The following is an 18,476-nucleotide window of genomic DNA, read 5'->3' on the forward strand; positions in this document are numbered from 1 at the left end:
CGCTGTCAATGGGCTGACGCCGCGTGCAATTTTGTGGCACAAGAACCACCTCCACCGATCGACCAACGAGGCCACGCATGCCCGCGCCGAAACCGCCTGCCTTCGAGACCCTGAGCCTGCATGCGGGCCAGCATCCGGATCCCGCAACCGGCGCCCGCGCGGTGCCGATCTACCAGACCACCTCCTACGTGTTCCAGGATTCCGATCACGCCGCCGCGCTGTTCAATTTGGAGCGTGCCGGACACATCTATACGCGCATCTCCAATCCGACCACTGGTGTGCTGGAGGAGCGGCTTGCGGCTCTGGAGGGCGGCGTCGGCGCGATCTGCACCGCCAGCGGCATGGCCGCGCTGCATCTGGCCATCGCGACGCTGCTCAATGCCGGCGACCACATCGTGGCGTCGAGCTCGCTCTATGGCGGCACCATCAACCTCTTGGCGCACACGCTGCCGCGCTTCGGCATCACCACGACCTTCGTCAAGCCGCGCGACCTCGACGCGTTCCGCGCCGCGATCAAGCCGAACACCAGGCTCGTGATCGGCGAGACCATCGGCAATCCCGGGCTGGAAGTGCTCGACATTCCCAAGGTCGCGGCGATCGCGCATGAGGCGAAGATTCCGCTGCTGATCGACAACACCTTCGCCACGCCCTATCTCAGCCGCCCGATCGAGCTCGGGGCCGACATCGTCATGCATTCGGCGACCAAGTGGATCGGCGGCCACGGCATCGCGATCGGCGGCGCCATCATTGATGGCGGCCGGTTCGACTGGCGCGGGTCCGGCAAATTCGGCGTGCTGACCGAGCCCTATGGCGGCTATCACGGCATCGTTTTCGACGAGCAGTTCGGCACCGCCGCCTTCATCATGCGGGCGCGCACCGAAGGCTTGCGCGATTTCGGCGCCTGCCTGTCGCCGACCAACGCGTTCCAGCTGCTCCAGGGCGTCGAGACGCTCGGCGTGCGCATGGACCGACACATGCAGAACACGCACCTCGTGCTGGAGGCGTTGAAAGCCAACAAGGCCGTCGACTGGGTGTTGCATCCGTCGCTGGAGGATCACACCGACTATCAGCTCGCCAAGCAATTGCTGCCGCGCGGCGCGGGCTCGATCGTCTCGTTCGGCATCAAGGGCGGCCGGCCCGCGGGCCGCAAATTCATCGAGCAGCTGCGCATGATCAGCCATCTCGCCAATGTCGGCGACGCCAAGACGCTGGTGATCCATCCCGCTTCGACCACGCATCAGCAGATGAATGCAGAGCAGCTCAAGGCCGCCGGCATCGGCGAGGAGCTGGTGCGGCTCTCGGTCGGCATCGAGACGGCAAGCGACATCATCGACGATCTCGCTCAGGCGCTCCGCATCTCGCAGAAGGTTTAAGCCATGAAGCTCTCCGTCAACGGCACCGAGGTGTTCGCCGCAACCGGCGGCCGCGACTTCGACAAGTCGCTGCCCACGGTCGTCTTCATCCACGGCGCCGGCTTCGATCATTCGACCTGGGCGCTGCACACGCGCTGGTTCGCCCATCACGGCTTTGGCGTACTGGCGCCTGATCTGCCCGGCCATGGCCGCTCGGCGGGACCGTCGCTGTCTGATATCGCCGAGATGGCCGACTGGACCGCCGCGCTGCTGGATGCGGCGGGAAGCGCAAAGGCGCACCTGATCGGCCATTCCATGGGATCGCTGATCTCGCTGGAGACGGCGGCCCGCCATCCGGACAAGGTCTCGGCGCTGAGCTTGATCGGCACTGCTGCCACGATGACGGTCGGCCCGGATCTGTTGAAGGCGGCCGAGGCCAACTCGCAGGATGCCAACGACATGGTCTCGATCTGGGGCCTCGGCTTCAACGCCGAACTCGGCGGCAGCCTCGCGCCGGGCCTGTGGATGCATGGTGGCGCGCAGGCCGTGCTGAAGGCTTGCGGGCCGGGCGTGCTCTTTAGGGATCTGTCCGCCTGCAACGCCTATGCGAATGCGCTGCAAGCCGCCGCGAGCGTAAAGGTCCCGACGACGCTCATTCTTGGAGAACGGGACATGATGACGCCAGCCAAGGCGGGCAAGGCCCTCGCGGCCGCAATCCCGCATGCCAAGACCGTCGTGGTATCAGGCGCCGGCCACATGATCATGGCCGAGCGTCCGGATGAGTTACTGGCAGCGCTGAGGAACTGAGCGGATCGATCCTGTGCCTTGCGCGTTGCGGTCAGATATCCCTCTCAACTCGAAGAAGGGGAACTCGACCCATGCCAAGACAAGAGATCATCCGCAAAGCCAAACAGGACAAGCGCGCCGGCAAATCGGCGAGCACGCAGGCCGGCGAATTCGTCAAGGACCAGATTGACAAGATCAGGAAAGGCAAACACGGCGCGCGCTCGACCAAACAGGCCATTGCCATCGGCCTCTCCGAAGCGCGCCGTGCCGGCGTCGATCTGCCGCCGCCGCGCAAGGGAAAGACCAAGAAGTCGACACGCCGCAGCGCCAAATATGCCTATGAGGTCGGGCAGGGCAAACGCACCCCCAAACGACGGCCTCGCGTATCACGTGCCGTGGAGAGCGTTCTGAAGAAGGAGCCGCGCTCGACCGCGTCCCGCAGCGCGCTGTCAAAGCAGGCCAAGAGCGCCGCAAGCCGCCGGTCGGCCGCATCGCGATCGGCCGCGGCGCGGAAAGCCAGCCACACCAAGGGCGCCAAAGTCCGCTCCGCCGCCGCCAAGAAGGCGGCACGCACCAGAGCGCGCCGCAAGGGCTGATCAGCTCAGACGCCGGCCCCGCTCCGCGAACACCGCACGGGCGGCGCGCTCAGCTTCGCGCGCCGAACGGAACTGTCGGCCTTCGAGGCTGTCGAACAGGCGCTCGGAGGAGAAGAAGCGGAAACCGCGCTCTTCTCTCGTGATGATGCCAGCGGCTCGGTCGTGAATCTCGATGATGTAGGCATTCGATTGCGCGTGGGACATGGCTGCTCATTCGCCGAAGTCTCGGCGTTCCTGGCTTGGATTGTACGATGCTGGGAGGCTGCTAGGAGGCGGTCAGCAACAACAACAGGCGCCGGTTGCCGCCGAGAAACAGCGCCGCACCATGCAGGCATGCATGTCGTTCTGATTGCGCTGGTGATCGGTTCTCATATCGCGGCTTGGGGGCTCGAGGAGCAGTTTCGATGCCGCGAATATCGTGCGATCGGCCTGGTTGGTCAATGAAATGGCTGTCCATATTTGCCCTGACGGCGCTGGAGCGCTTCTCCTGCGGCGAGCACCGGCAGCCGGATTCATCTCGCGATGAGTTCAACCCCGGACCGCAGCCGGCATGATAGGATTCCAGCGGCCACAGAACTGAAGAACCGGGAGGTCCAGCGATGACGCATGATCTGAAGGGACGCACCGCGCTCGTGACCGGCGGCTCGCGCGGGATTGGCGCAGCCGTCTGTCGCGCGCTGGCGACATCAGGCGCTGCGGTGGCGATCAACTGCCGCGAACAGATCGGCCAAGCCGAGCAGCTTGCGGGCGAAATCGTCCAGCATGGCGGCCGCGCCATCGTCGTCGCCGCCGACGTCTCACAAGCCGAGGCCGTGGCCGGCATGATCGAACGCGTGGCGGGCGGGCTCGGGCCGATCGACATCCTCGTCAACAATGCCGGCATCGCCATCACGCGCGGCGTCGAGGATCTCACCGAGGACGATTTTGACCGCACCATCCTGGTCAATCTGAAATCCGCCTTCCTGTGCACGCAACGAGTTCTGCCCTCGATGCGCGCGCGGAAATGGGGTCGCATCGTCAACATTTCTTCCGGAGCCGCGCGCGGCGCGGGGTCTATCGGCCCGCACTACAACGCATCCAAGGCCGGGCTGGAGGGCCTCACGCGAGGCTATGCGGCGCGGCTGGTGAAGGACGGCATCACGGTCAACGCGGTGGCGCCGTCGCTGATCGAGACCGACATGATGAGCGGACAGACACAGCTCGTAAGCCGCATCCCGCTCGGCCGCTTCGGCACGGCGGACGAGGTGGCGAAGGCCGTGATGCTGCTCATCGACAATGCCTACATGACCGGGCAGACCGTCGCGCTGAGCGGCGGGATGGCGTTTAATTAGAGGTTACACCGTCATGGCCGGGCTTGTCCCGGCCATCCACGCCTTTCAGGTGGTGCGAAGAACGTGGATGCCCGGGACAAGCCCGGGCATGACCGATCAGTTGCAGATCGAGAGCGCTAACACTCACCACATCGTCGCGGCCGCTCGCTCCGGCCAGATCCGATCATACTCCGCGCCGCCGACCTTGTTGTCGCTCATCTCGGCAAGGATCTGGCCCGGCGTCGGCAGCGTCTTCGGATCGACGCGCTTGTCCGGATTCCAGAGATCGGAGCGGACGATGGCGCGGGCGCATTGGAAGTAAATCTCGTCCACACGCATCACCATGACGCTGCGCGGCGCCTTGCCTTGGACCTTGAACGAGGCCAGCAGATCGGAGTCGATCGACAGATGCGCGCGGCCGTTGGCGCGGACGGCGTTGCCGGAGCCGGGAATCAGGAACATCAGCGACACCCTGGGATCGCGCACAATGTTGCGCAAGGAATCGACGCGGTTGTTGCCGCGGCGGTCCGGCAGCATCAATGTCTTGGGATCGTGGATGCGGACGAAGCCGGGCAGATCGCCACGCGGCGAGCAATCGATGCCTTCAGGACCGATGGTGGCAAGCGCAGCAAATGGCGCCTTCTCGATGAAGACGCGGTAGAGCGGCGTGACATGATCGGCGACTTTCACGGTCGACGCGTCATTGGTGGCACCGTAAATGGCTTCCAGCTGCTCGACCGTTTCGATCACCGACATTCCATTCTCCTGGTTGCGCCGGCTATTCCTGCCAGCCTTCGTTCCTGATCACGCGCAGGAGCTGGCGGCCGTGATACTCCGCGCTGCCCGCATTGAGGATGGTGATATCGGCATGCGCCGAGGCGTCGTCGATGCTCCGGGTGAGACGCTCGGCAATGTCGCCGTCGCTGTTGCGCCTCCGCGCGGCAAGCCGCGCCGCCAGCACGTCAGGCGGCGCCGTGATCGCGACTACGACGACGTTGGCATAGGCCTGGCGCAGGGCACCAAGCACGGTGCGCGAAACGTTGACCACGACCGTGCGTCCGGCGCGGATATCGTCGTTGATCTGGGCCGGCAAGGCGTAGGAATGCCCGTGTGCTTCCCAATGCATGGCGAAATCGCCGTGCTCCCGCGCGCGGCGGAATTCTTGGGGCGCCACCGCGACGTTGTCCTCGTCGGCGGAGGCTTCGCGCGTGACGATCCGGCGCGGAAAGACGATGTCGTGGTCGTCGACGCACGCCGCCCGTGCCAACCGCAGCAGCGTGTCCTTGCCGGCACCGCTGGGGCCGACCACGAGCACGAGCCGGCCGGAACCGATCCCGCCTGCTGCATCCTGCGCCGTGGCGGCGGTCTCGCTCATGCGACGCGGTGTCCTTCCCGCCAGACGCTGCGGACCACGGGAACGCTGCCGGCGACATGCACGCGGATCAGATCGGCGCGCTTGCCCATCGCGATCTCGCCGCGGTCGGTGAGGCCGACGGCATCGGCGGGCGCCTTCGTCACGGTGCGGATCGCGGCGGGAAGGCTGATCGCCGGCACGTGCTCGGGCAGCTGCAGCGCCCCCATCAGCAGGCTCGACGGGATGTAGTCAGACGACAGGATGTCGAGCAGGCCTTCGCGGGCGAGATCGACCGCGGCGATGTTGCCGGAGTGCGAACCGCCGCGCACGACGTTGGGCGCGCCCATCAGGATGTCGATGCCGGCCTGATGCAGGCCGCGCGCGGCTTCCAGCGTGGTCGGGAATTCCGCCACCGCGACGCCGTCGCGCACGGCGTCCGCGACGTTCTCCTCGGTGGTGTCGTCGTGGCTGGCAAGCGGGATCTTGTACGCCTGCGCCAGCGCCACGATCTCGCGCATGTTGGCTGCGGCATATTGCTTCTGATACTCGAAGCGCTTGGCGAACAGCTCGTCGAGCTCGGCGTCGGTCTTGCCGCCGCCCTTGCCGCGGTAATAGTCGCGCAACTTCACCTCGTCGCGGAACTGGCGCTGGCCGGGGGTGTGATCCATCAGCGACATCAGCTTGACGTCGGGTCGGTCGATCAGCTCCTTGGCTTCCTCGACCACGCTCGGCATCGGGATCTCGCAGCGCAGATGCAGGAAGTGATCGGCGCGCAACAAATTGGCATCGCGCGCGGTCGTGATCGCGGCGGCAAGCACGCCCGAACGACCATCGACCTCCTCGGCGCCGTCCTCGCGCCAGACCCGGAGCGAATCGAACACCGTGGTGATGCCCGATGTGGCGAGCTGGCCGTCATAGGAGATGACGGCCGCGACCGGATTCCAGAACACCTTCGGACGCGGCACATAGTGCGCTTCGAGATGATCGGTGTGGAGCTCGATCAGGCCCGGCATGACCAGATCGCCGCCGGCATCCTCGGCGCCGGCGGGCGCCCTACCCTCGCCGATCTCGGCGATGCGGCCACCGACGAGCGCGAGCCAGCCCTGCTCGATCACCCGGTCGGCGAGCACGACCCTGGCATTTGCGATGACAATGTCCTTGGCGTTCATGTCCATTTTCCTCAGGCCGCGGCGGCGAAGCTGGTGACGTCGACGATGCGGTCCGCAATCAGATGACGGATTTCGTCGTCATGGACAATGGCAACCATGGCGACACCCTGACGTTTCTTTTCGGCGACCAGCTCGACCACGACGGCGCGGTTGGCGGCGTCGAGCGAAGCGGTCGGCTCGTCCAGCAGCAGGATCGGCAGGTCCGAGATGAAGCCGCGCGCGATGTTGACGCGCTGCTGCTCGCCGCCCGAGAAGGTCGCGGGCGGCAGTTGCCAGAGGCGCTCGGGGATGTTGAGACGATGAAGCAGGTTGCCGGCGCGGGCCTGCGCATCGGCCCGCGACATGCCATTCACGATCAAGGGCTCGGCCACGACGTCGATCGTGGCTACCCGCGGCACGGCGCGCAAGAACTGGCTGACATAGCCGATGGTAGAGCGGCGGACGTTGAGCACCTGCCGCGGCTCGGCACTGGCGAGGTCGATCACCGCGCCGCGATGGCGGATGCCGATGCGCCCCGAGTCACAGCGGTAATTGCCGAAGATCATCTTCAGGATCGACGATTTGCCGGCGCCCGAAGGGCCCGACAGAACGACGCATTCACCTGGATTGACGTGAAAGGTCACGCCGCTGACGACGGGCAGCTCGATGCCACCCTGCAGGTGCATCGTGAAGGTCTTTCGGGCATCAGTGACGTCGATCATGGCAGTCATCGGAACACTCATCTGGGAAAGTTCATGGCGGCAGGATCGAGGAGACGAGGAGCTGGGTATAGGGCTCGCGAGGATCGTCGAGCACCTGATCGGTGAGGCCGGTCTCGATGACGCGGCCGCCCTTCATCACCATCACACGGTGCGACAACAGACGCGCGACCGCGAGGTCGTGCGTGACGATGATGACGGCGAGGTGCAGCTCCGCGACCAGGCCGCGCAGGAGGTCGAGCAGGCGGGCCTGAACCGAGACATCGAGCCCGCCCGTCGGCTCGTCCATGAACACCAACCGTGGCTCCGTGACGAGATTACGCGCGATCTGGAGGCGCTGGCGCATGCCGCCGGAATATGTCCGCGGCGCATCGTCGATGCGCGCGACGTCGATCTCGACGCGGGTTAGCCAGTCCGACGCGGTGTCGCGGATGCGGCCGTAGTGGTTCCACCCCACGGCCATCAGCCGCTCGCCGACATTGGCGCCGGCGGAGACCGCCATGCGCAGGCCCTGTGCAGGATCCTGGTGCACATAGCCCCAATCGGTGCGGAACAGGAAGCGCCGCTCGGCCTCGCCCAGCGTCGTGAGATCGCGGGTGATGCCATCGCGCATCCGGTAGGAGACGTGACCTGCGCTCGGGGCGAGCTGGCCCGACAGCATTTGCAGCAGCGTCGACTTACCCGAGCCGGACTCGCCGACGATCGCGAGCACCTCGCCGGGATAGAGCGAGAACGACACGTCGCGACAGGCTGCGATGCGTCCGAACGACTTGCTGAGCTTGTCCGCGATCAGAAGCGGCTGATCATTCTCAAGCGCATCAACCATGGGAGCCCGCCTTCTCCTTGTACGGCGCGGCGCTGAGGCTGCCGTGATGGCCGGCGGCCTGGCGGCCCTCGCAATAATCAGTGTCGGAGCACACGAACATGCGGCCGCCCTTGTCGTCGGTGACGATCTCGTCGAGATAGGAGTTCTCCGCCGCGCACAGCGCGCAAGGCGCGTTGAAGCGGTAGGGCTCGAACGGGTGGTCCTCGAAATCGAGCGACACCACCTGCGTGTAAGGCGGGATCGCATAGATGCGCTTCTCGCGGCCGGCGCCGAACAGCTGCAGCGCCGCGCAATTGTCCATCTTGGGATTGTCGAATTTCGGCGTCGGCGACGGGTCCATCACGTAACGTGCGTTCACCTTGACAGGATAGGCATAGGCGGTCGCGATATGACCGAACCGCGCGATATCCTCATAGAGCTTCACATGCATCAGCCCGTATTCGGCCAGCGCATGCATGCGCCGCGTCTCGGTCTCGCGCGGCTCGAGAAAGCGCAAGGGCTCGGGGATCGGCACCTGATAGACCAACACCTGATTCGCGTTCAGCTCCGCCTCGGGAATGCGGTGGCGGGTCTGGATCACGGTCGCATCATTCGTCGCCGTGGTCGTGGCAACGCCCGCAGTCTTGGCAAAGAACTTGCGGATCGAGATCGCGTTGGTCGTGTCGTCGGAGCCCTGGTCGATCACTTTCAGCACATCGTCAGGACCGAGGATCGCGGCCGTGACCTGCACGCCACCGGTGCCCCAGCCATAGGGCATCGGCATTTCGCGGCTGGCGAATGGCACCTGATAGCCGGGGATCGCGATCGCTTTCAGGATCGCGCGGCGGATCATCCGCTTGGTCTGCTCGTCGAGATAGGCGAAATTATAGGCAGGCGCGTTCATTCCGCGGCCTCCTTCATGGCATCGGGCGCATTGGCTTCGGCAAATTCCTTCCGCAACTTGCGAAGCAGGCCGAGCTCAGACTGGAAGTCGACATAGTGCGGCAGCTTGAGATGCTCGACGAAGCCGGTCGCCTGCACGTTGTCCGAATGCGACATCACGAATTCTTCGTCTTGCGCCGGGGCGAGTGCCTCTTCACCGAGCTCGCGGGCACGCAGCGCGCGGTCGACCAGCGCCATCGACATGGTCTTGCGCTCGCTCTGGCCGAAGGCGAGGCCATAGCCGCGGGTGAAGCACGGCGCTTCCGTCACCGAGCCCTTGAACTGGTTGACCATCTGGCACTCGGTCAGCTCGATTGAGCCAAGCGGCACGGCGAAGCCGACGTCTTCGGCGAAGAATTCGACCTCGACCTCGCCGAACCGGATCTCACCGGCGAAGGGATGGTTGCGGCCATAGCCGCGCTGGGTGGAATAGCCCATCGCCAGCAGAAATCCTTCGTCGCCGCGCGCCAGATTTTGCAGGCGCAGGTCGCGATCCGCCGGAAAGTTGAGCGGCTCGCGGGTGAGATCGCCGACGCTGGAGCCCTCCTCGGCCTGCGGCGAGGATTCGATCAGCCCGTCGCGACCGAGTATATCCGTCACGCGCGGCGTCGCCGCGGTGGAGGCTTCGGCCGTCGCCGGCGCCTCCGGCACGAAGCCTTCGGCGAGCGAGGGATCGAGCAGGCGATGGGTATAGTCGAAGGTCGGCCCGAGGATCTGGCCGCCGGGGATATCCTTGAATGTCGAGGACACCCGCCGCTGCACCCGCATCGCGCCGGTGTCGACCGGCTCGCTGGCGCCGAAGCGCGGCAGCGTGGCGCGGAACGCGCGGACCAGAAAGATCGCCTCGATCAGATCGCCGCGCGCCTGCTTGATGGCGAGAGCGCCGAGCTCGCGGTCATAGAGCGAGCCTTCGCTCATGACGCGGTCGACGGCAAGGCCAAGCTGCTCCGAGATTTGGTCAAGCGTGACTTCGGGAACACTGGGGTCTCCCCGCCGGGCGTTTGCAAGCAGGCGATGGGCGTTCTCGATGGCGCGTTCGCCGCCTTTGACTGCGACATACATGCTTTCAGCTTCCCTTGCTCACGACGCGCGTGGTGCGGGGGATCGCGACCACGGCATCATCGGCGACCAGCACCACGTCGATGCCGCGTGGAAACAGCGCCTCGTTCATGCTCAGGCGCTCGAACAGATCGAACGGCTTGATCGACGCCTGCAACGTCGCAACACCGTCGATGCCAGGGCCACGCAGCTCGAAGCTGCGGCCGGAATCCAGACCGTCAACCTGCAGGATCAAGGTGGTCGAGCGATCGGGATATTCGCTGGTGCCGAGCGCGAAACGCTCGAGCGGGGGCAGCGCCGCGCCGTCACTCATCAAGGCGAAGCTCGCGATCGAGGTGTCATGCACCACCGGCGCACCGGTGTGGAACTTGAGCCATTTCACAACGTCGGAGCTTTCCGCCATGCGCGCATCGAGCCAGAGCGGCGTGTCGTGATCGAACAGCGTCAGCGCGATCGCGGCCGTACCGCGCATCATCGCCGCGGGCGCTCCCGCCATCGGCACGATGCGCTGGACCGAACCCGGCCGCGCCATCGCGTCCATCACCGAACGAAAGGTCGACTGCGCCGACAACACCTTGTCGGCGAAACCTGGCGGCAGTTCCGCAATCGTGGTCATGATCTCAGCCCTCACCGCGCACCATGGTGTAGAAATCAACCTTCGTCGCGGCGGTCTCGGCCGCGGCCTGTTCGCGGCGAATCATAAGCTGCTCGCGCAACGGGGCGATAACGGCGCGCTCGACAGCCGAGCCGAAATCACCGGATTGCACCAGCGCATCGCACAGCGCGATCAGCCGCGCCTTTTCACCGTCGCGGCCGAGCGTGTAGCCGAAGCCGACCTCGCCGCTGGCGAGCCGCACCGCAGCGCGCGACACGGTGGCTTCGCCGAGGTTGAACGGCGCACCGTCGCCGCCGATTCGGCCGCGCAGCATGACGAGACCGTTTTCCGGTGCGCGCAGATCCTGATGCTCCGGCAGGGCCAAGTTGCGGAGGCGGGCGGCGATCTCGCCCGCCTCCGCGTGCGCCAGCACGGCCATCGCGGCCTTGCGCTGGGCTTGCTGGTTGTTGTGCTGGGTCACCGCCTCACCGATCTTGCCGCCATGAAGTTGTCTATGATACTAGACAACTTCATACGGGAGCGCCATGACTGTTTCGTGACAAAGCCGTGATTTTCGGGCTAGGCTGACCAGCGATATGAGCATGCAAGACACTGCATCGTCGGGCGTTGCGTTGTGGCGCCTCGTTGCCGACGGCATCGAGCGCGGCATCGCCGATGGCCGCTTTGCCGCCGGCGACAAGCTGCCGGGCGAAGTGGAGATCGCGGAAACCTATCGCGTGAACCGCCACACAGTGCGGCGCGCGCTGGCGGCGCTTGCCGAGCGCGGCCTGGTGCGGGCCGAACGCGGCAGCGGGACCTATGTCGAGGCGCAGAAGCTCGCCTATCCGCTGCGCTCGCGCACGCGCTTTTCCGAGATCGTCGGCGCCGAGGGACGCGAGCCGCATGGCCGGCTGATCGAGACGACCGGCGACGTCGCCACCCGCGAACTCGCGCGGGAACTCGGATTGAAGACCGGCGCGCCGCTGGTGCGGATCGAGGCGATCCGCCTCGCCGACCGCACGCCGATCTGCGTCTCCACCACATGGCTGTCAGCGGAGCGGTTTCCGGACGCCGGCACGGTGTTTGCGGCGAGGCGCTCCATGACCAAGCTGCTGGAGCACTTCGGCATTCGCGACTACCGCCGCGGCGCGACGCGGATCACGGCCGGCATCGTCGACGCGACCGACGCCGCACGGCTGGATCTCGCGCTGGGCCGTCCGATCCTGGTGGTCGATGCGACCGACCACGATCTCGACGGCAAGCCGCTGGTGACCAAGCATTCGCGCTTCGCGGCGGAGCGGGTGGAGTTTCTGGTGGAGTCGTAGGGGATTCTATCCACGACACGGGAGCCGTAGGGTGGGCAAAGGCGCGACAGCGCCGTGCCCACGATCATTCTCGATCGCAAAAGCGGTGGGCACGCTGCGCTTTGCCCACCCTACGGCACCGTCGATCACGCCACCGCGCGCTTTCCGATGATCGCGAAGCGCAGCTTGCTCGAGATGAAATCGATCGCGGCGACCGCGACCAGAATCATCAGGATCAGGAACGACACCTTCTGCCATTCGAGCACGCGGATCTGCTCGGCGAGCTGGAGGCCGATGCCGCCCGCGCCGACGATGCCGATGATGGTGGCCGAGCGGGTGTTGGATTCGATGAAATAGAGCACCTGGCCTGCGATCACCGGCAGAACCTGCGGCAACAGGCCGAAGCGGATCTCGTGCAGTGCGCTGCCGCCGGAGGCCCGGATGCCTTCGACCTGCTTCTGGTCGGCGCCTTCGATCGCCTCCGAGAACAGCTTGCCGAATGCGCCGAAATCCGCGACCGCAATGGCGAGCACGCCGGCGAACGGGCCGAGCCCGACCACGTTGATCCAGACCAGCGCCCAGATCAGCGTGTCGACGCCGCGGATCGAATCGAGGACACGGCGGACGGGGAAACGCAGGATTTTCGACGCCACCACGTTACGCGCGGCGAGCAGACTGACGGGGAGCGCGAAGATGGCGGCGAGCGTGGTGCCGAGCAGCGCGATCGACAGCGTCTCGCCCAGCGCCTTCAGGTAGACCGGCAGCGAGGAGCCGGGATCCGGCGGGATCATCATCAGGCCGATCCAGCCGAGCTGGCTGAGGCCGGCGACGAAGCGTGACGGCGAGAAGTCGAGATCGACCAGGCCATAGACGAGGATCGCGAACGCCGCCACGATCATCGCCGGCATCGCCAGCCGCGCCGAGGCGGGCCGGTCGAACACATCAGGGTAGCGCGCACGCATCTCTCGCGTGTCGACCTCCTGCTTCGTCACGCCCGCGCCTCCTTGCCGAACAGGCGGCCGCGCAGCCAGCCGGTGGTGATGTCGATGACGAAGACCGTGACGATGATGGTGAGCAGGATCGCGCTGACGTCGGAGTAGTAGAATTTGCGGATGGCGACGACGAGCTCCTGGCCGATGCCGCCGGCACCGACGAAGCCCATCACCGAGGCCTCGCGGACGTTGATCTCGAAGCGCAGCAGCGCATAGCTGGCATAGCCCGCGGTCACCTGCGGCACCACGGCGAAGCGCATGCAGGCGAGCCAGCTCGCGCCGGTGGAGCGGATGCCCTCGACCGGCTTCATGTCGGCATTCTCGACGATCTCGGAGAACAGCTTGCCGAGCGCACCGGTGGAGTGGATGGCGATCGCGAGCACGCCGGCCATCGGACCGAGCCCGAAGGCGATGACGAAGACGAGCGCGAACACGATGCCGGGAACGGTGCGGGCGAATTCGAGCAGACGCCGCACTACGAAGCGCAGCCAGGGCGCCGGCGAGGTGTTCTCGGCCGCGAAGAAGTTCAGGATGAAGGCGAAGGTCGCGCCGATCAGCGTGCCGACATAGGAGATTAGTAGCGTCTCGGCCAGCATCTTCAGCCATTTGCGCCAGCCCCACAGCCACTCGCCGACATCGGTCCAGACCCGCTGGCCGCTGTCGAGCGTGAGGATGCGGTCGAAATAGCTGACGAAGTTGCCGAAATAAGTGAACAGCGTGCGCAGATTCACTTCGGCGCCGACTGCGGCGAGGAGGAGCGCGGCGGCAAAGACCACGGTTCCAAGCAGGATACGCCACCGCCTGCGCGCGACCGCTTGCCGGTAGGCCGCGTTGAGCACGCCGAGCTGCTGCTCGGGAAGGATCGAAACCGCGACGGTCATCTTGTCAGGAATTGGCTCGCAAAAAAGAGAAAGAGCCGGGCCCATCGACCCGGCTCCAGTTGCATCGTCCTGAGATCAGGACGCCTTCTTCTTGCGCAGCGCGTCGACGAACTTGATCAGCTCGATCGTGCCGTCCCAATCCTTGGTCGTGGCGGCATGGAAGCCCTTCTTCTGGCCGTCGGAGAGACGGTCGAACGCGGCCTTGTCCTTGGTCGGCGCATCGAAGAAGGCTTTGGCGATGGCGGCCTTGGCGTCATCGGGCAGATCGGAATTATAGGCATAGGGTCCGTTGATGATCGGCGCCGATTTGTGGACGATGCGGAAATCGTCCTTCTTCATCGGCGAGCCGTCGGCATTCTTCAGCATGCCCTTGGTCAGCATCTGCGCCAGCGTGGAATCGTTGTCGCTGGTCCACTGGTTGGCGGCGACGTCGACCGTGCCCTGCGCCAGGGCCAGCATCGCGTTCTCGTGGCTGCCGGTGAAGACGACCTTGCTGAAATAGGTGTCGGCGTCGTGGATGCCCAATTTGTCGAGCTCGAAGCGCGGCACGTTGTTGCCGGAGGTTGAGTTGGGGTCGACGAGGCCGAGGTTCTTGCCCTTGAGGTCGTCGATCTTCTTGTAGGCGCTGCCTGCCTTGACGAAGAACACCGAGTAATAGCCGGTCGAGCCGTCGGCGTTAATGTCGTTGGCGAAGGCGTCGGTCTTGACGCCGGTCAGGCGGGCGCGGGCGAACGAGGCCGAGCCGTAGCTCGCGATCTGGATGTTGCCGGCGCGCTGGCCTTCGATGACGGCGGCGTAGTCGTTGGCAATGCGCAGCGTGACCTTCACGCCCAGTTCCTTTGAGAGATAGCTGACGAACGGCGCCCAGCGCTCCGTCACGCCGGAGGCGTTCTCGGCCGGGACGACCGCGAAGGTCAGCTCGGGATATTTGGCCTTCCAGTCGCTTGCCGAGGCGGAGGCCGTGAAAGCGAGCGCAGCGGCGCCGGCGAGGACTAATCTACGAGTGAACATGGTACCCTCTTCATCATCAGTTGGGGTCGGTTGACGCAAAAACTTGCAACGCAACACGGCTCAGGCAGCCGCAGCCGTTCCGAGTGCCGGAACGCCCTCGGGCGCCGGGACAGGCGCGCCGCCCATGACGTCGGCGGCTTCGAGATCGTACAGCTCGCGCGCCACGCGGTCGGTCAGCGCGGACGGTGCGCCGTCGAACACCACGCGGCCCGCGGCCATGCCGATCAGGCGGTCGCAATAGCCGCGGGCGAGATCGAGCGAATGCAGGTTGCAGAGCACCGTGATGCCGAAATGCTTGTTGATGCGCAGCAGCGCATCCATCACGATCTTGGTGTTGCGCGGATCGAGCGAGGCGATCGGCTCGTCGGCGAGGATGATGTCGGGCTGCTGCACCAGGGCTCGGGCGATCGCGACGCGCTGCTGCTGACCGCCGGAGAGCTGGTCGGCGCGCTGTGCGGCGAGCGTCGCGATGTCGAACTGCTCCAGCGCGGACATCGCCAGCGCCTTGTCCTGCTCAGGCCAGATCTGCGAGAGCGAGCGCCAGGCCGGCATCGTGGCGAGGCGCCCCATCAGGACGTTGGTCAGGACATCGAGCCGGCCGACCAGGTTGAATTGCTGGAAGATCATCGCCGAACGCGCCCGCCACTGACGCAGCTCCTTGCCGCGCAGCGCGGTGACGTCGAGACCGTCGAACAGGATCTTGCCCTGTGTCGGGGTCACCAGGCGGTTGACGGCCCGGAGCAGCGTCGATTTGCCGGCACCGGAACGTCCGATCACACCGACGAAACCGCCGGGAGAGATTTGAAACGAAGCGTCGTCCACCGCGGCTTTTGCGCCGAAGCGGCACGTCAGACCTTCAACCACCAGCATGCAGGGCTCCAGAGTAGCTGGGGCCCACCGCTAACGCCGGCGCTTGACACTTGTGTGACATCAGCGTTGCGGTGCGGCGATCCTACACAGCTCATCCCCTGTCATCGCTACGTCATGATATCGTCATCAAACCGCTCGAAGAGGAACGCTCCGCCCACGCCTTGGATACGATATGGCCGCCAAAGCTCTTTCGATTCAGCCGACCATCGACCCTTCGGCCACACTGCACGAGACGAGGCTCGGCGCCTATACCGAGGTCGGCGCGCGCACCATCCTGCATGAAGTGGCGATGGGTGATTACTCCTATGTCGTCAACGATGCTCAGATCACCTACGCCACCATCGGAAAGTTCTGCTCGATCGCGGCGATGACGCGCATCAACCCCGGCAATCATCCGATGCACCGCGCGACGCAGGCGCATTTCACCTACCGATCCAGCGCCTATTTCGAGGGCGAGAGCGACGACGCCGAATTCTTCGCCTGGCGGCGCCAGCATCACGTCCATATCGGCCATGACGTCTGGATCGGCCATGGCGCGATCGTGCTGCCGGGCCGCAACATCGGCACCGGTGCGGTGATCGCGGCCGGCGCCATCGTCACCAAGGACGTACCGGCCTACACCATCGTCGCCGGCAATCCCGCCCGTATCGTGCGGCGGCGGTTCTCGGAGGAGATTTCCGGACGGCTCGCGAAGCTGGCCTGGTGGGACTGGGATCACGACAAATTGCGCAAAGCGCTGCCTGATTTCCGCAAGCTCGGGATTGAAGATTTCCTGGCGACATACGAAGCACAGGCGAGCTCCTTCCCCGGTTCTCCCAACAAACGAAGCGCGGTCGCGTGACAGAGATATTCCTTGAAGGCGGCCGGGCCCTGATCGGCGCCGAGCTCGTCGAAACCTCCCTCCTCGTGTCCGGAGCGGACATTGCAGAGATCGATGGCTCCCGCGGCCGTTCGCGGCTGGCGATCGATGCGCGCAACCTGCTCGTGCTCCCCGGCATCGTCGATCTGCATGGCGATGCCTTCGAGCGCCAGATGATGCCGCGCGCCGGCGTCCACTTTCCGATTGACGTCGCGCTCGCCGACAGTGACCGCCAGGCGATCAGCAACGGCATCACCACCGTGTTTCACGCCACGACCTGCTCGTGGGAACCGGGCCTGCGCAGCGCCGACAATGCGCGCGGCCTGATGGAGGCGATCGAGCGACAGCGCCCGCAATTCGCCGCCGACACCCGCTTCCACCTGCGCCACGAGACCTACAATCTCGACGCCGAAGCCGAGATCAGCCAGTGGCTCGCCGAAGGCCGCGTCGACCTGTTCGCCTTCAACGACCACATGGACGGCACCGTCGCCGACATGGCCAAGCCCCGCAAGCGCAACCGCATGGTCGAGCGCACCGGCCTTTCGAGCGAGGATTTCGACCGGCTCGTCGGGCGCGTGGTCGCGCGGGCTGGCGACGTGCCGGCCTCGGTAGCGCGACTGGCCGCGACGGCTCGCGCGACGGGGGTGCGGATGCTCTCGCACGACGATGCGACGCCGGCGATGCGTCAGGAGTTTCGCGAGCTCGGCGCATTGATCGCCGAGTTTCCGATCAATGAGAAGACGGCGCGAGCAGCCGCAAGCCACGGCGATGCCATCGTCTACGGCGCGCCGAACGTCGTGCGCGGCGGCAGCCACACCGGCTGGACCAAGGCGTCGGACATGATCGCCAAGGGTCTCTGCTCGGCGCTGGCGTCGGACTATTATTATCCTGCACAGCTGCTCGCCGCATTCCGCCTCGCCGCCGACGGCGTGCTGCCGCTGACGGAAGCGTGGGACTTGGTCTCCGCCGGCCCCGCGCGCGCGGCCGGCCTCACCGATCGCGGCGTGCTCGCCGAGGGACGCCGCGCCGACATCCTGCTCGTCGACGACAGCGTGGCGCTGCGACCGCGGCTCGTCGCGGTGATCTCGGGTGGCAAGCTCGTGCACCTCACCGATGCGACGCGGCTGCTCGCAGCGGTGGCAACGCCGCGCGAGGCTGTCGCCGCGGCCTAAATTGGCTATGCTGAGGTGATGACAGGTTTTCCCCGCTACGCGATCTATTTTGCCGCCGGCTCTGACAGCGCCCTCTCCCGCTTCGGAGCCGAGCTGCTCGGATATGATGCCTACACCGGCGACGAGCTGCCGTTTCCGCGTCAGGCACTGGATATCGCGCCGGATTGGCGCGACGTCACCGCCGACCCCCGCAAATACGGCTTCCACGCTACATTGAAAGCGCCAATGGCGCTCGCGCCTGGCCGGACCGAAGCCGAGCTCGCGGCCGCCTGCGCGGCCTTCGCCGGCACGCCGCGGCCGATCCCGACGATCCGGCCGATCGTCGATTCCATCAGCGGCTTCATCGCCGTCATTCCGGCCGAACCGCTCGATGCGCTGCAAGGGCTCGCCGCCGATTGCGTCCGCGCGTTCGATTCGTTCCGCGCCGCGCTCACGGCGGAGGACCGCGCGCGGCGCAAGCCCGATAAGCTGAGCGAACAGCAGCGCGACCATCTCGACCGCTGGGGCTATCCTTATGTGATGGAAGAATTCTGCTTCCACATGACGCTGACCGGGCGGCTGGACGCCGCGCGACGCGGGCCGATATTGGAAATGCTGCGGCGACGGTTTGCAGCGCTGGGGCTTGATGCACTTGAGATCGACCGGCTCGCGCTGTTCAAGCAGGACGATGCCAAGGCTCGCTTCCGCATCATCGGTGAGTGGGCGTTGACGCGGTAGACTT

The 18,476-nt window shown here is 65.8% G+C and carries 22 protein-coding genes; 8 read left to right on the forward strand and 14 right to left on the reverse strand.

Features of this window, described 5'->3' with window-relative positions; genetic code table 11:
• Positions 1-77: 77 nt before the first annotated feature.
• The 3 genes from SE91_RS28505 to SE91_RS28515 all read left to right on the forward strand — a co-directional run bounded on the left by SE91_RS28505 (position 78) and on the right by SE91_RS28515 (position 2,734).
• Positions 78-1,373, forward strand: a complete 1,296-nt coding sequence (locus SE91_RS28505; RefSeq protein WP_061850019.1) for an O-acetylhomoserine aminocarboxypropyltransferase — start codon at positions 78-80, stop codon at positions 1,371-1,373.
• Between the two features lie 3 nt (positions 1,374-1,376).
• Positions 1,377-2,159, forward strand: coding sequence for an alpha/beta fold hydrolase (locus tag SE91_RS28510; RefSeq protein WP_061850020.1), 783 nt, complete (start codon positions 1,377-1,379; stop codon positions 2,157-2,159).
• A gap of 71 nt (positions 2,160-2,230) precedes the next feature.
• The gene (locus tag SE91_RS28515) at positions 2,231-2,734 is read left to right on the forward strand and encodes a DUF6496 domain-containing protein (RefSeq protein WP_061850021.1); all 504 of its coding nucleotides are present in this window, start codon (positions 2,231-2,233) and stop codon (positions 2,732-2,734) included.
• Here SE91_RS28515 and SE91_RS28520 read toward each other — a convergent pair whose 3' ends face one another.
• Positions 2,735-2,938, reverse strand: coding sequence for a hypothetical protein (locus SE91_RS28520; protein ID WP_061850022.1), 204 nt, complete (start codon positions 2,936-2,938; stop codon positions 2,735-2,737). It lies immediately after the preceding gene.
• A gap of 395 nt (positions 2,939-3,333) precedes the next feature.
• Between SE91_RS28520 and SE91_RS28525 the strand changes: the two genes are divergently transcribed.
• Complete coding sequence (locus SE91_RS28525) at positions 3,334-4,065, forward strand: SDR family NAD(P)-dependent oxidoreductase (protein ID WP_061850023.1); 732 nt, start codon at positions 3,334-3,336, stop codon at positions 4,063-4,065.
• Between the two features lie 123 nt (positions 4,066-4,188).
• Here SE91_RS28525 and SE91_RS28530 read toward each other — a convergent pair whose 3' ends face one another.
• From SE91_RS28530 to phnG, 9 genes are read right to left on the reverse strand one after another with little or no spacing between them, the layout of a single operon-like run.
• Positions 4,189-4,800, reverse strand: a complete 612-nt coding sequence (locus tag SE91_RS28530) for a pyridoxamine 5'-phosphate oxidase family protein (protein WP_061850024.1) — start codon at positions 4,798-4,800, stop codon at positions 4,189-4,191.
• A gap of 22 nt (positions 4,801-4,822) precedes the next feature.
• Positions 4,823-5,419 (reverse strand): phosphonate metabolism protein/1,5-bisphosphokinase (PRPP-forming) PhnN, encoded by a 597-nt coding sequence (phnN, locus tag SE91_RS28535; RefSeq protein ID WP_061850025.1) that lies wholly within the window; start codon positions 5,417-5,419, stop codon positions 4,823-4,825.
• Positions 5,416-6,573, reverse strand: coding sequence for an alpha-D-ribose 1-methylphosphonate 5-triphosphate diphosphatase (locus SE91_RS28540; RefSeq protein WP_144441131.1), 1,158 nt, complete (start codon positions 6,571-6,573; stop codon positions 5,416-5,418). The genes phnN and SE91_RS28540 overlap by 4 nt, the downstream gene beginning before the upstream one ends.
• Positions 6,574-6,578: 5 nt before the next feature.
• Complete coding sequence (gene phnL / locus SE91_RS28545; protein ID WP_060734695.1) at positions 6,579-7,277, reverse strand: phosphonate C-P lyase system protein PhnL; 699 nt, start codon at positions 7,275-7,277, stop codon at positions 6,579-6,581.
• A 22-nt stretch (positions 7,278-7,299) separates the two neighbouring features.
• Positions 7,300-8,091: a phosphonate C-P lyase system protein PhnK gene (gene phnK, locus SE91_RS28550; RefSeq protein WP_061850026.1), complete on the reverse strand. Its 792-nt coding sequence runs from the start codon at positions 8,089-8,091 to the stop codon at positions 7,300-7,302.
• Positions 8,084-8,974 (reverse strand): alpha-D-ribose 1-methylphosphonate 5-phosphate C-P-lyase PhnJ, encoded by an 891-nt coding sequence (locus SE91_RS28555; protein WP_060734693.1) that lies wholly within the window; start codon positions 8,972-8,974, stop codon positions 8,084-8,086. The genes phnK and SE91_RS28555 overlap by 8 nt, the downstream gene beginning before the upstream one ends.
• Positions 8,971-10,074, reverse strand: coding sequence for a carbon-phosphorus lyase complex subunit (locus SE91_RS28560; RefSeq protein WP_061850027.1), 1,104 nt, complete (start codon positions 10,072-10,074; stop codon positions 8,971-8,973). The genes SE91_RS28555 and SE91_RS28560 overlap by 4 nt, the downstream gene beginning before the upstream one ends.
• A 4-nt stretch (positions 10,075-10,078) precedes the next feature.
• Positions 10,079-10,687: a phosphonate C-P lyase system protein PhnH gene (gene phnH, locus SE91_RS28565; RefSeq protein WP_061850028.1), complete on the reverse strand. Its 609-nt coding sequence runs from the start codon at positions 10,685-10,687 to the stop codon at positions 10,079-10,081.
• A 4-nt stretch (positions 10,688-10,691) separates the two neighbouring features.
• The gene (gene phnG / locus SE91_RS28570; protein ID WP_061851382.1) at positions 10,692-11,105 is read right to left on the reverse strand and encodes a phosphonate C-P lyase system protein PhnG; all 414 of its coding nucleotides are present in this window, start codon (positions 11,103-11,105) and stop codon (positions 10,692-10,694) included.
• Between the two features lie 157 nt (positions 11,106-11,262).
• On the opposite strand from phnG, the gene phnF reads away from it, so the two are divergent.
• Positions 11,263-11,991, forward strand: a complete 729-nt coding sequence (gene phnF / locus SE91_RS28575; RefSeq protein WP_061850029.1) for a phosphonate metabolism transcriptional regulator PhnF — start codon at positions 11,263-11,265, stop codon at positions 11,989-11,991.
• Between the two features lie 125 nt (positions 11,992-12,116).
• Here the strand turns inward: phnF and phnE (SE91_RS28580) are convergent, their stop codons facing one another.
• The 4 genes from phnE (SE91_RS28580) to phnC all read right to left on the reverse strand — a co-directional run bounded on the left by phnE (SE91_RS28580) (position 12,117) and on the right by phnC (position 15,724).
• Positions 12,117-12,932, reverse strand: a complete 816-nt coding sequence (gene phnE / locus SE91_RS28580) for a phosphonate ABC transporter, permease protein PhnE (RefSeq protein ID WP_061851383.1) — start codon at positions 12,930-12,932, stop codon at positions 12,117-12,119.
• Between the two features lie 26 nt (positions 12,933-12,958).
• Positions 12,959-13,843 (reverse strand): phosphonate ABC transporter, permease protein PhnE, encoded by an 885-nt coding sequence (phnE, locus tag SE91_RS28585; protein ID WP_061850030.1) that lies wholly within the window; start codon positions 13,841-13,843, stop codon positions 12,959-12,961.
• Between the two features lie 75 nt (positions 13,844-13,918).
• Positions 13,919-14,854: a phosphonate ABC transporter substrate-binding protein gene (gene phnD / locus SE91_RS28590; RefSeq protein ID WP_061850031.1), complete on the reverse strand. Its 936-nt coding sequence runs from the start codon at positions 14,852-14,854 to the stop codon at positions 13,919-13,921.
• 60 nt (positions 14,855-14,914) lie between these two features.
• Positions 14,915-15,724 (reverse strand): phosphonate ABC transporter ATP-binding protein, encoded by an 810-nt coding sequence (gene phnC / locus SE91_RS28595; RefSeq protein ID WP_061850032.1) that lies wholly within the window; start codon positions 15,722-15,724, stop codon positions 14,915-14,917.
• 172 nt (positions 15,725-15,896) lie between these two features.
• Between phnC and SE91_RS28600 the strand changes: the two genes are divergently transcribed.
• From SE91_RS28600 to SE91_RS28610, 3 genes are read left to right on the forward strand one after another with little or no spacing between them, the layout of a single operon-like run.
• A complete protein-coding gene (locus SE91_RS28600; protein WP_061850033.1) occupies positions 15,897-16,565 on the forward strand; it encodes a transferase hexapeptide repeat family protein in 669 nt (222 codons plus the stop codon).
• Positions 16,562-17,755 (forward strand): alpha-D-ribose 1-methylphosphonate 5-triphosphate diphosphatase, encoded by a 1,194-nt coding sequence (locus SE91_RS28605; RefSeq protein ID WP_061850034.1) that lies wholly within the window; start codon positions 16,562-16,564, stop codon positions 17,753-17,755. The genes SE91_RS28600 and SE91_RS28605 overlap by 4 nt, the downstream gene beginning before the upstream one ends.
• A gap of 18 nt (positions 17,756-17,773) precedes the next feature.
• On the forward strand, positions 17,774-18,472 hold the full coding sequence (locus SE91_RS28610) for a DUF1045 domain-containing protein (protein WP_061850035.1): 699 nt from the start codon (positions 17,774-17,776) through the stop codon (positions 18,470-18,472).
• Positions 18,473-18,476 lie beyond the last annotated feature (4 nt).

The sequence above is a fragment of the Bradyrhizobium sp. DOA1 genome (assembly GCF_001593325.1).
In the GTDB taxonomy this organism is placed as follows: Bacteria; Pseudomonadota; Alphaproteobacteria; order Rhizobiales; family Xanthobacteraceae; genus Bradyrhizobium.

Excerpts from the sequence above, each read along its gene's own strand:
- SE91_RS28505 (WP_061850019.1), top strand. The coding sequence starts at position 78 with ATGCCCGCGCCGAAACCGCCTGCCTTCGAGACCCTGAGCCTGCATGCG.
- SE91_RS28510 (WP_061850020.1), top strand. The coding sequence starts at position 1,377 with ATGAAGCTCTCCGTCAACGGCACCGAGGTGTTCGCCGCAACCGGCGGC.
- SE91_RS28515 (WP_061850021.1), top strand. The coding sequence starts at position 2,231 with ATGCCAAGACAAGAGATCATCCGCAAAGCCAAACAGGACAAGCGCGCC.
- SE91_RS28520 (WP_061850022.1), bottom strand. The coding sequence starts at position 2,938 with ATGTCCCACGCGCAATCGAATGCCTACATCATCGAGATTCACGACCGA.
- SE91_RS28525 (WP_061850023.1), top strand. The coding sequence starts at position 3,334 with ATGACGCATGATCTGAAGGGACGCACCGCGCTCGTGACCGGCGGCTCG.
- SE91_RS28530 (WP_061850024.1), bottom strand. The coding sequence starts at position 4,800 with ATGTCGGTGATCGAAACGGTCGAGCAGCTGGAAGCCATTTACGGTGCC.
- phnN (WP_061850025.1), bottom strand. The coding sequence starts at position 5,419 with ATGAGCGAGACCGCCGCCACGGCGCAGGATGCAGCAGGCGGGATCGGT.
- SE91_RS28540 (WP_144441131.1), bottom strand. The coding sequence starts at position 6,573 with ATGGACATGAACGCCAAGGACATTGTCATCGCAAATGCCAGGGTCGTG.
- phnL (WP_060734695.1), bottom strand. The coding sequence starts at position 7,277 with ATGACTGCCATGATCGACGTCACTGATGCCCGAAAGACCTTCACGATG.
- phnK (WP_061850026.1), bottom strand. The coding sequence starts at position 8,091 with ATGGTTGATGCGCTTGAGAATGATCAGCCGCTTCTGATCGCGGACAAG.
- SE91_RS28555 (WP_060734693.1), bottom strand. The coding sequence starts at position 8,974 with ATGAACGCGCCTGCCTATAATTTCGCCTATCTCGACGAGCAGACCAAG.
- SE91_RS28560 (WP_061850027.1), bottom strand. The coding sequence starts at position 10,074 with ATGTATGTCGCAGTCAAAGGCGGCGAACGCGCCATCGAGAACGCCCAT.
- phnH (WP_061850028.1), bottom strand. The coding sequence starts at position 10,687 with ATGACCACGATTGCGGAACTGCCGCCAGGTTTCGCCGACAAGGTGTTG.
- phnG (WP_061851382.1), bottom strand. The coding sequence starts at position 11,105 with ATGGCCGTGCTGGCGCACGCGGAGGCGGGCGAGATCGCCGCCCGCCTC.
- phnF (WP_061850029.1), top strand. The coding sequence starts at position 11,263 with ATGAGCATGCAAGACACTGCATCGTCGGGCGTTGCGTTGTGGCGCCTC.
- phnE (WP_061851383.1), bottom strand. The coding sequence starts at position 12,932 with ATGCGTGCGCGCTACCCTGATGTGTTCGACCGGCCCGCCTCGGCGCGG.
- phnE (WP_061850030.1), bottom strand. The coding sequence starts at position 13,843 with ATGACCGTCGCGGTTTCGATCCTTCCCGAGCAGCAGCTCGGCGTGCTC.
- phnD (WP_061850031.1), bottom strand. The coding sequence starts at position 14,854 with ATGTTCACTCGTAGATTAGTCCTCGCCGGCGCCGCTGCGCTCGCTTTC.
- phnC (WP_061850032.1), bottom strand. The coding sequence starts at position 15,724 with ATGCTGGTGGTTGAAGGTCTGACGTGCCGCTTCGGCGCAAAAGCCGCG.
- SE91_RS28600 (WP_061850033.1), top strand. The coding sequence starts at position 15,897 with ATGGCCGCCAAAGCTCTTTCGATTCAGCCGACCATCGACCCTTCGGCC.
- SE91_RS28610 (WP_061850035.1), top strand. The coding sequence starts at position 17,774 with ATGACAGGTTTTCCCCGCTACGCGATCTATTTTGCCGCCGGCTCTGAC.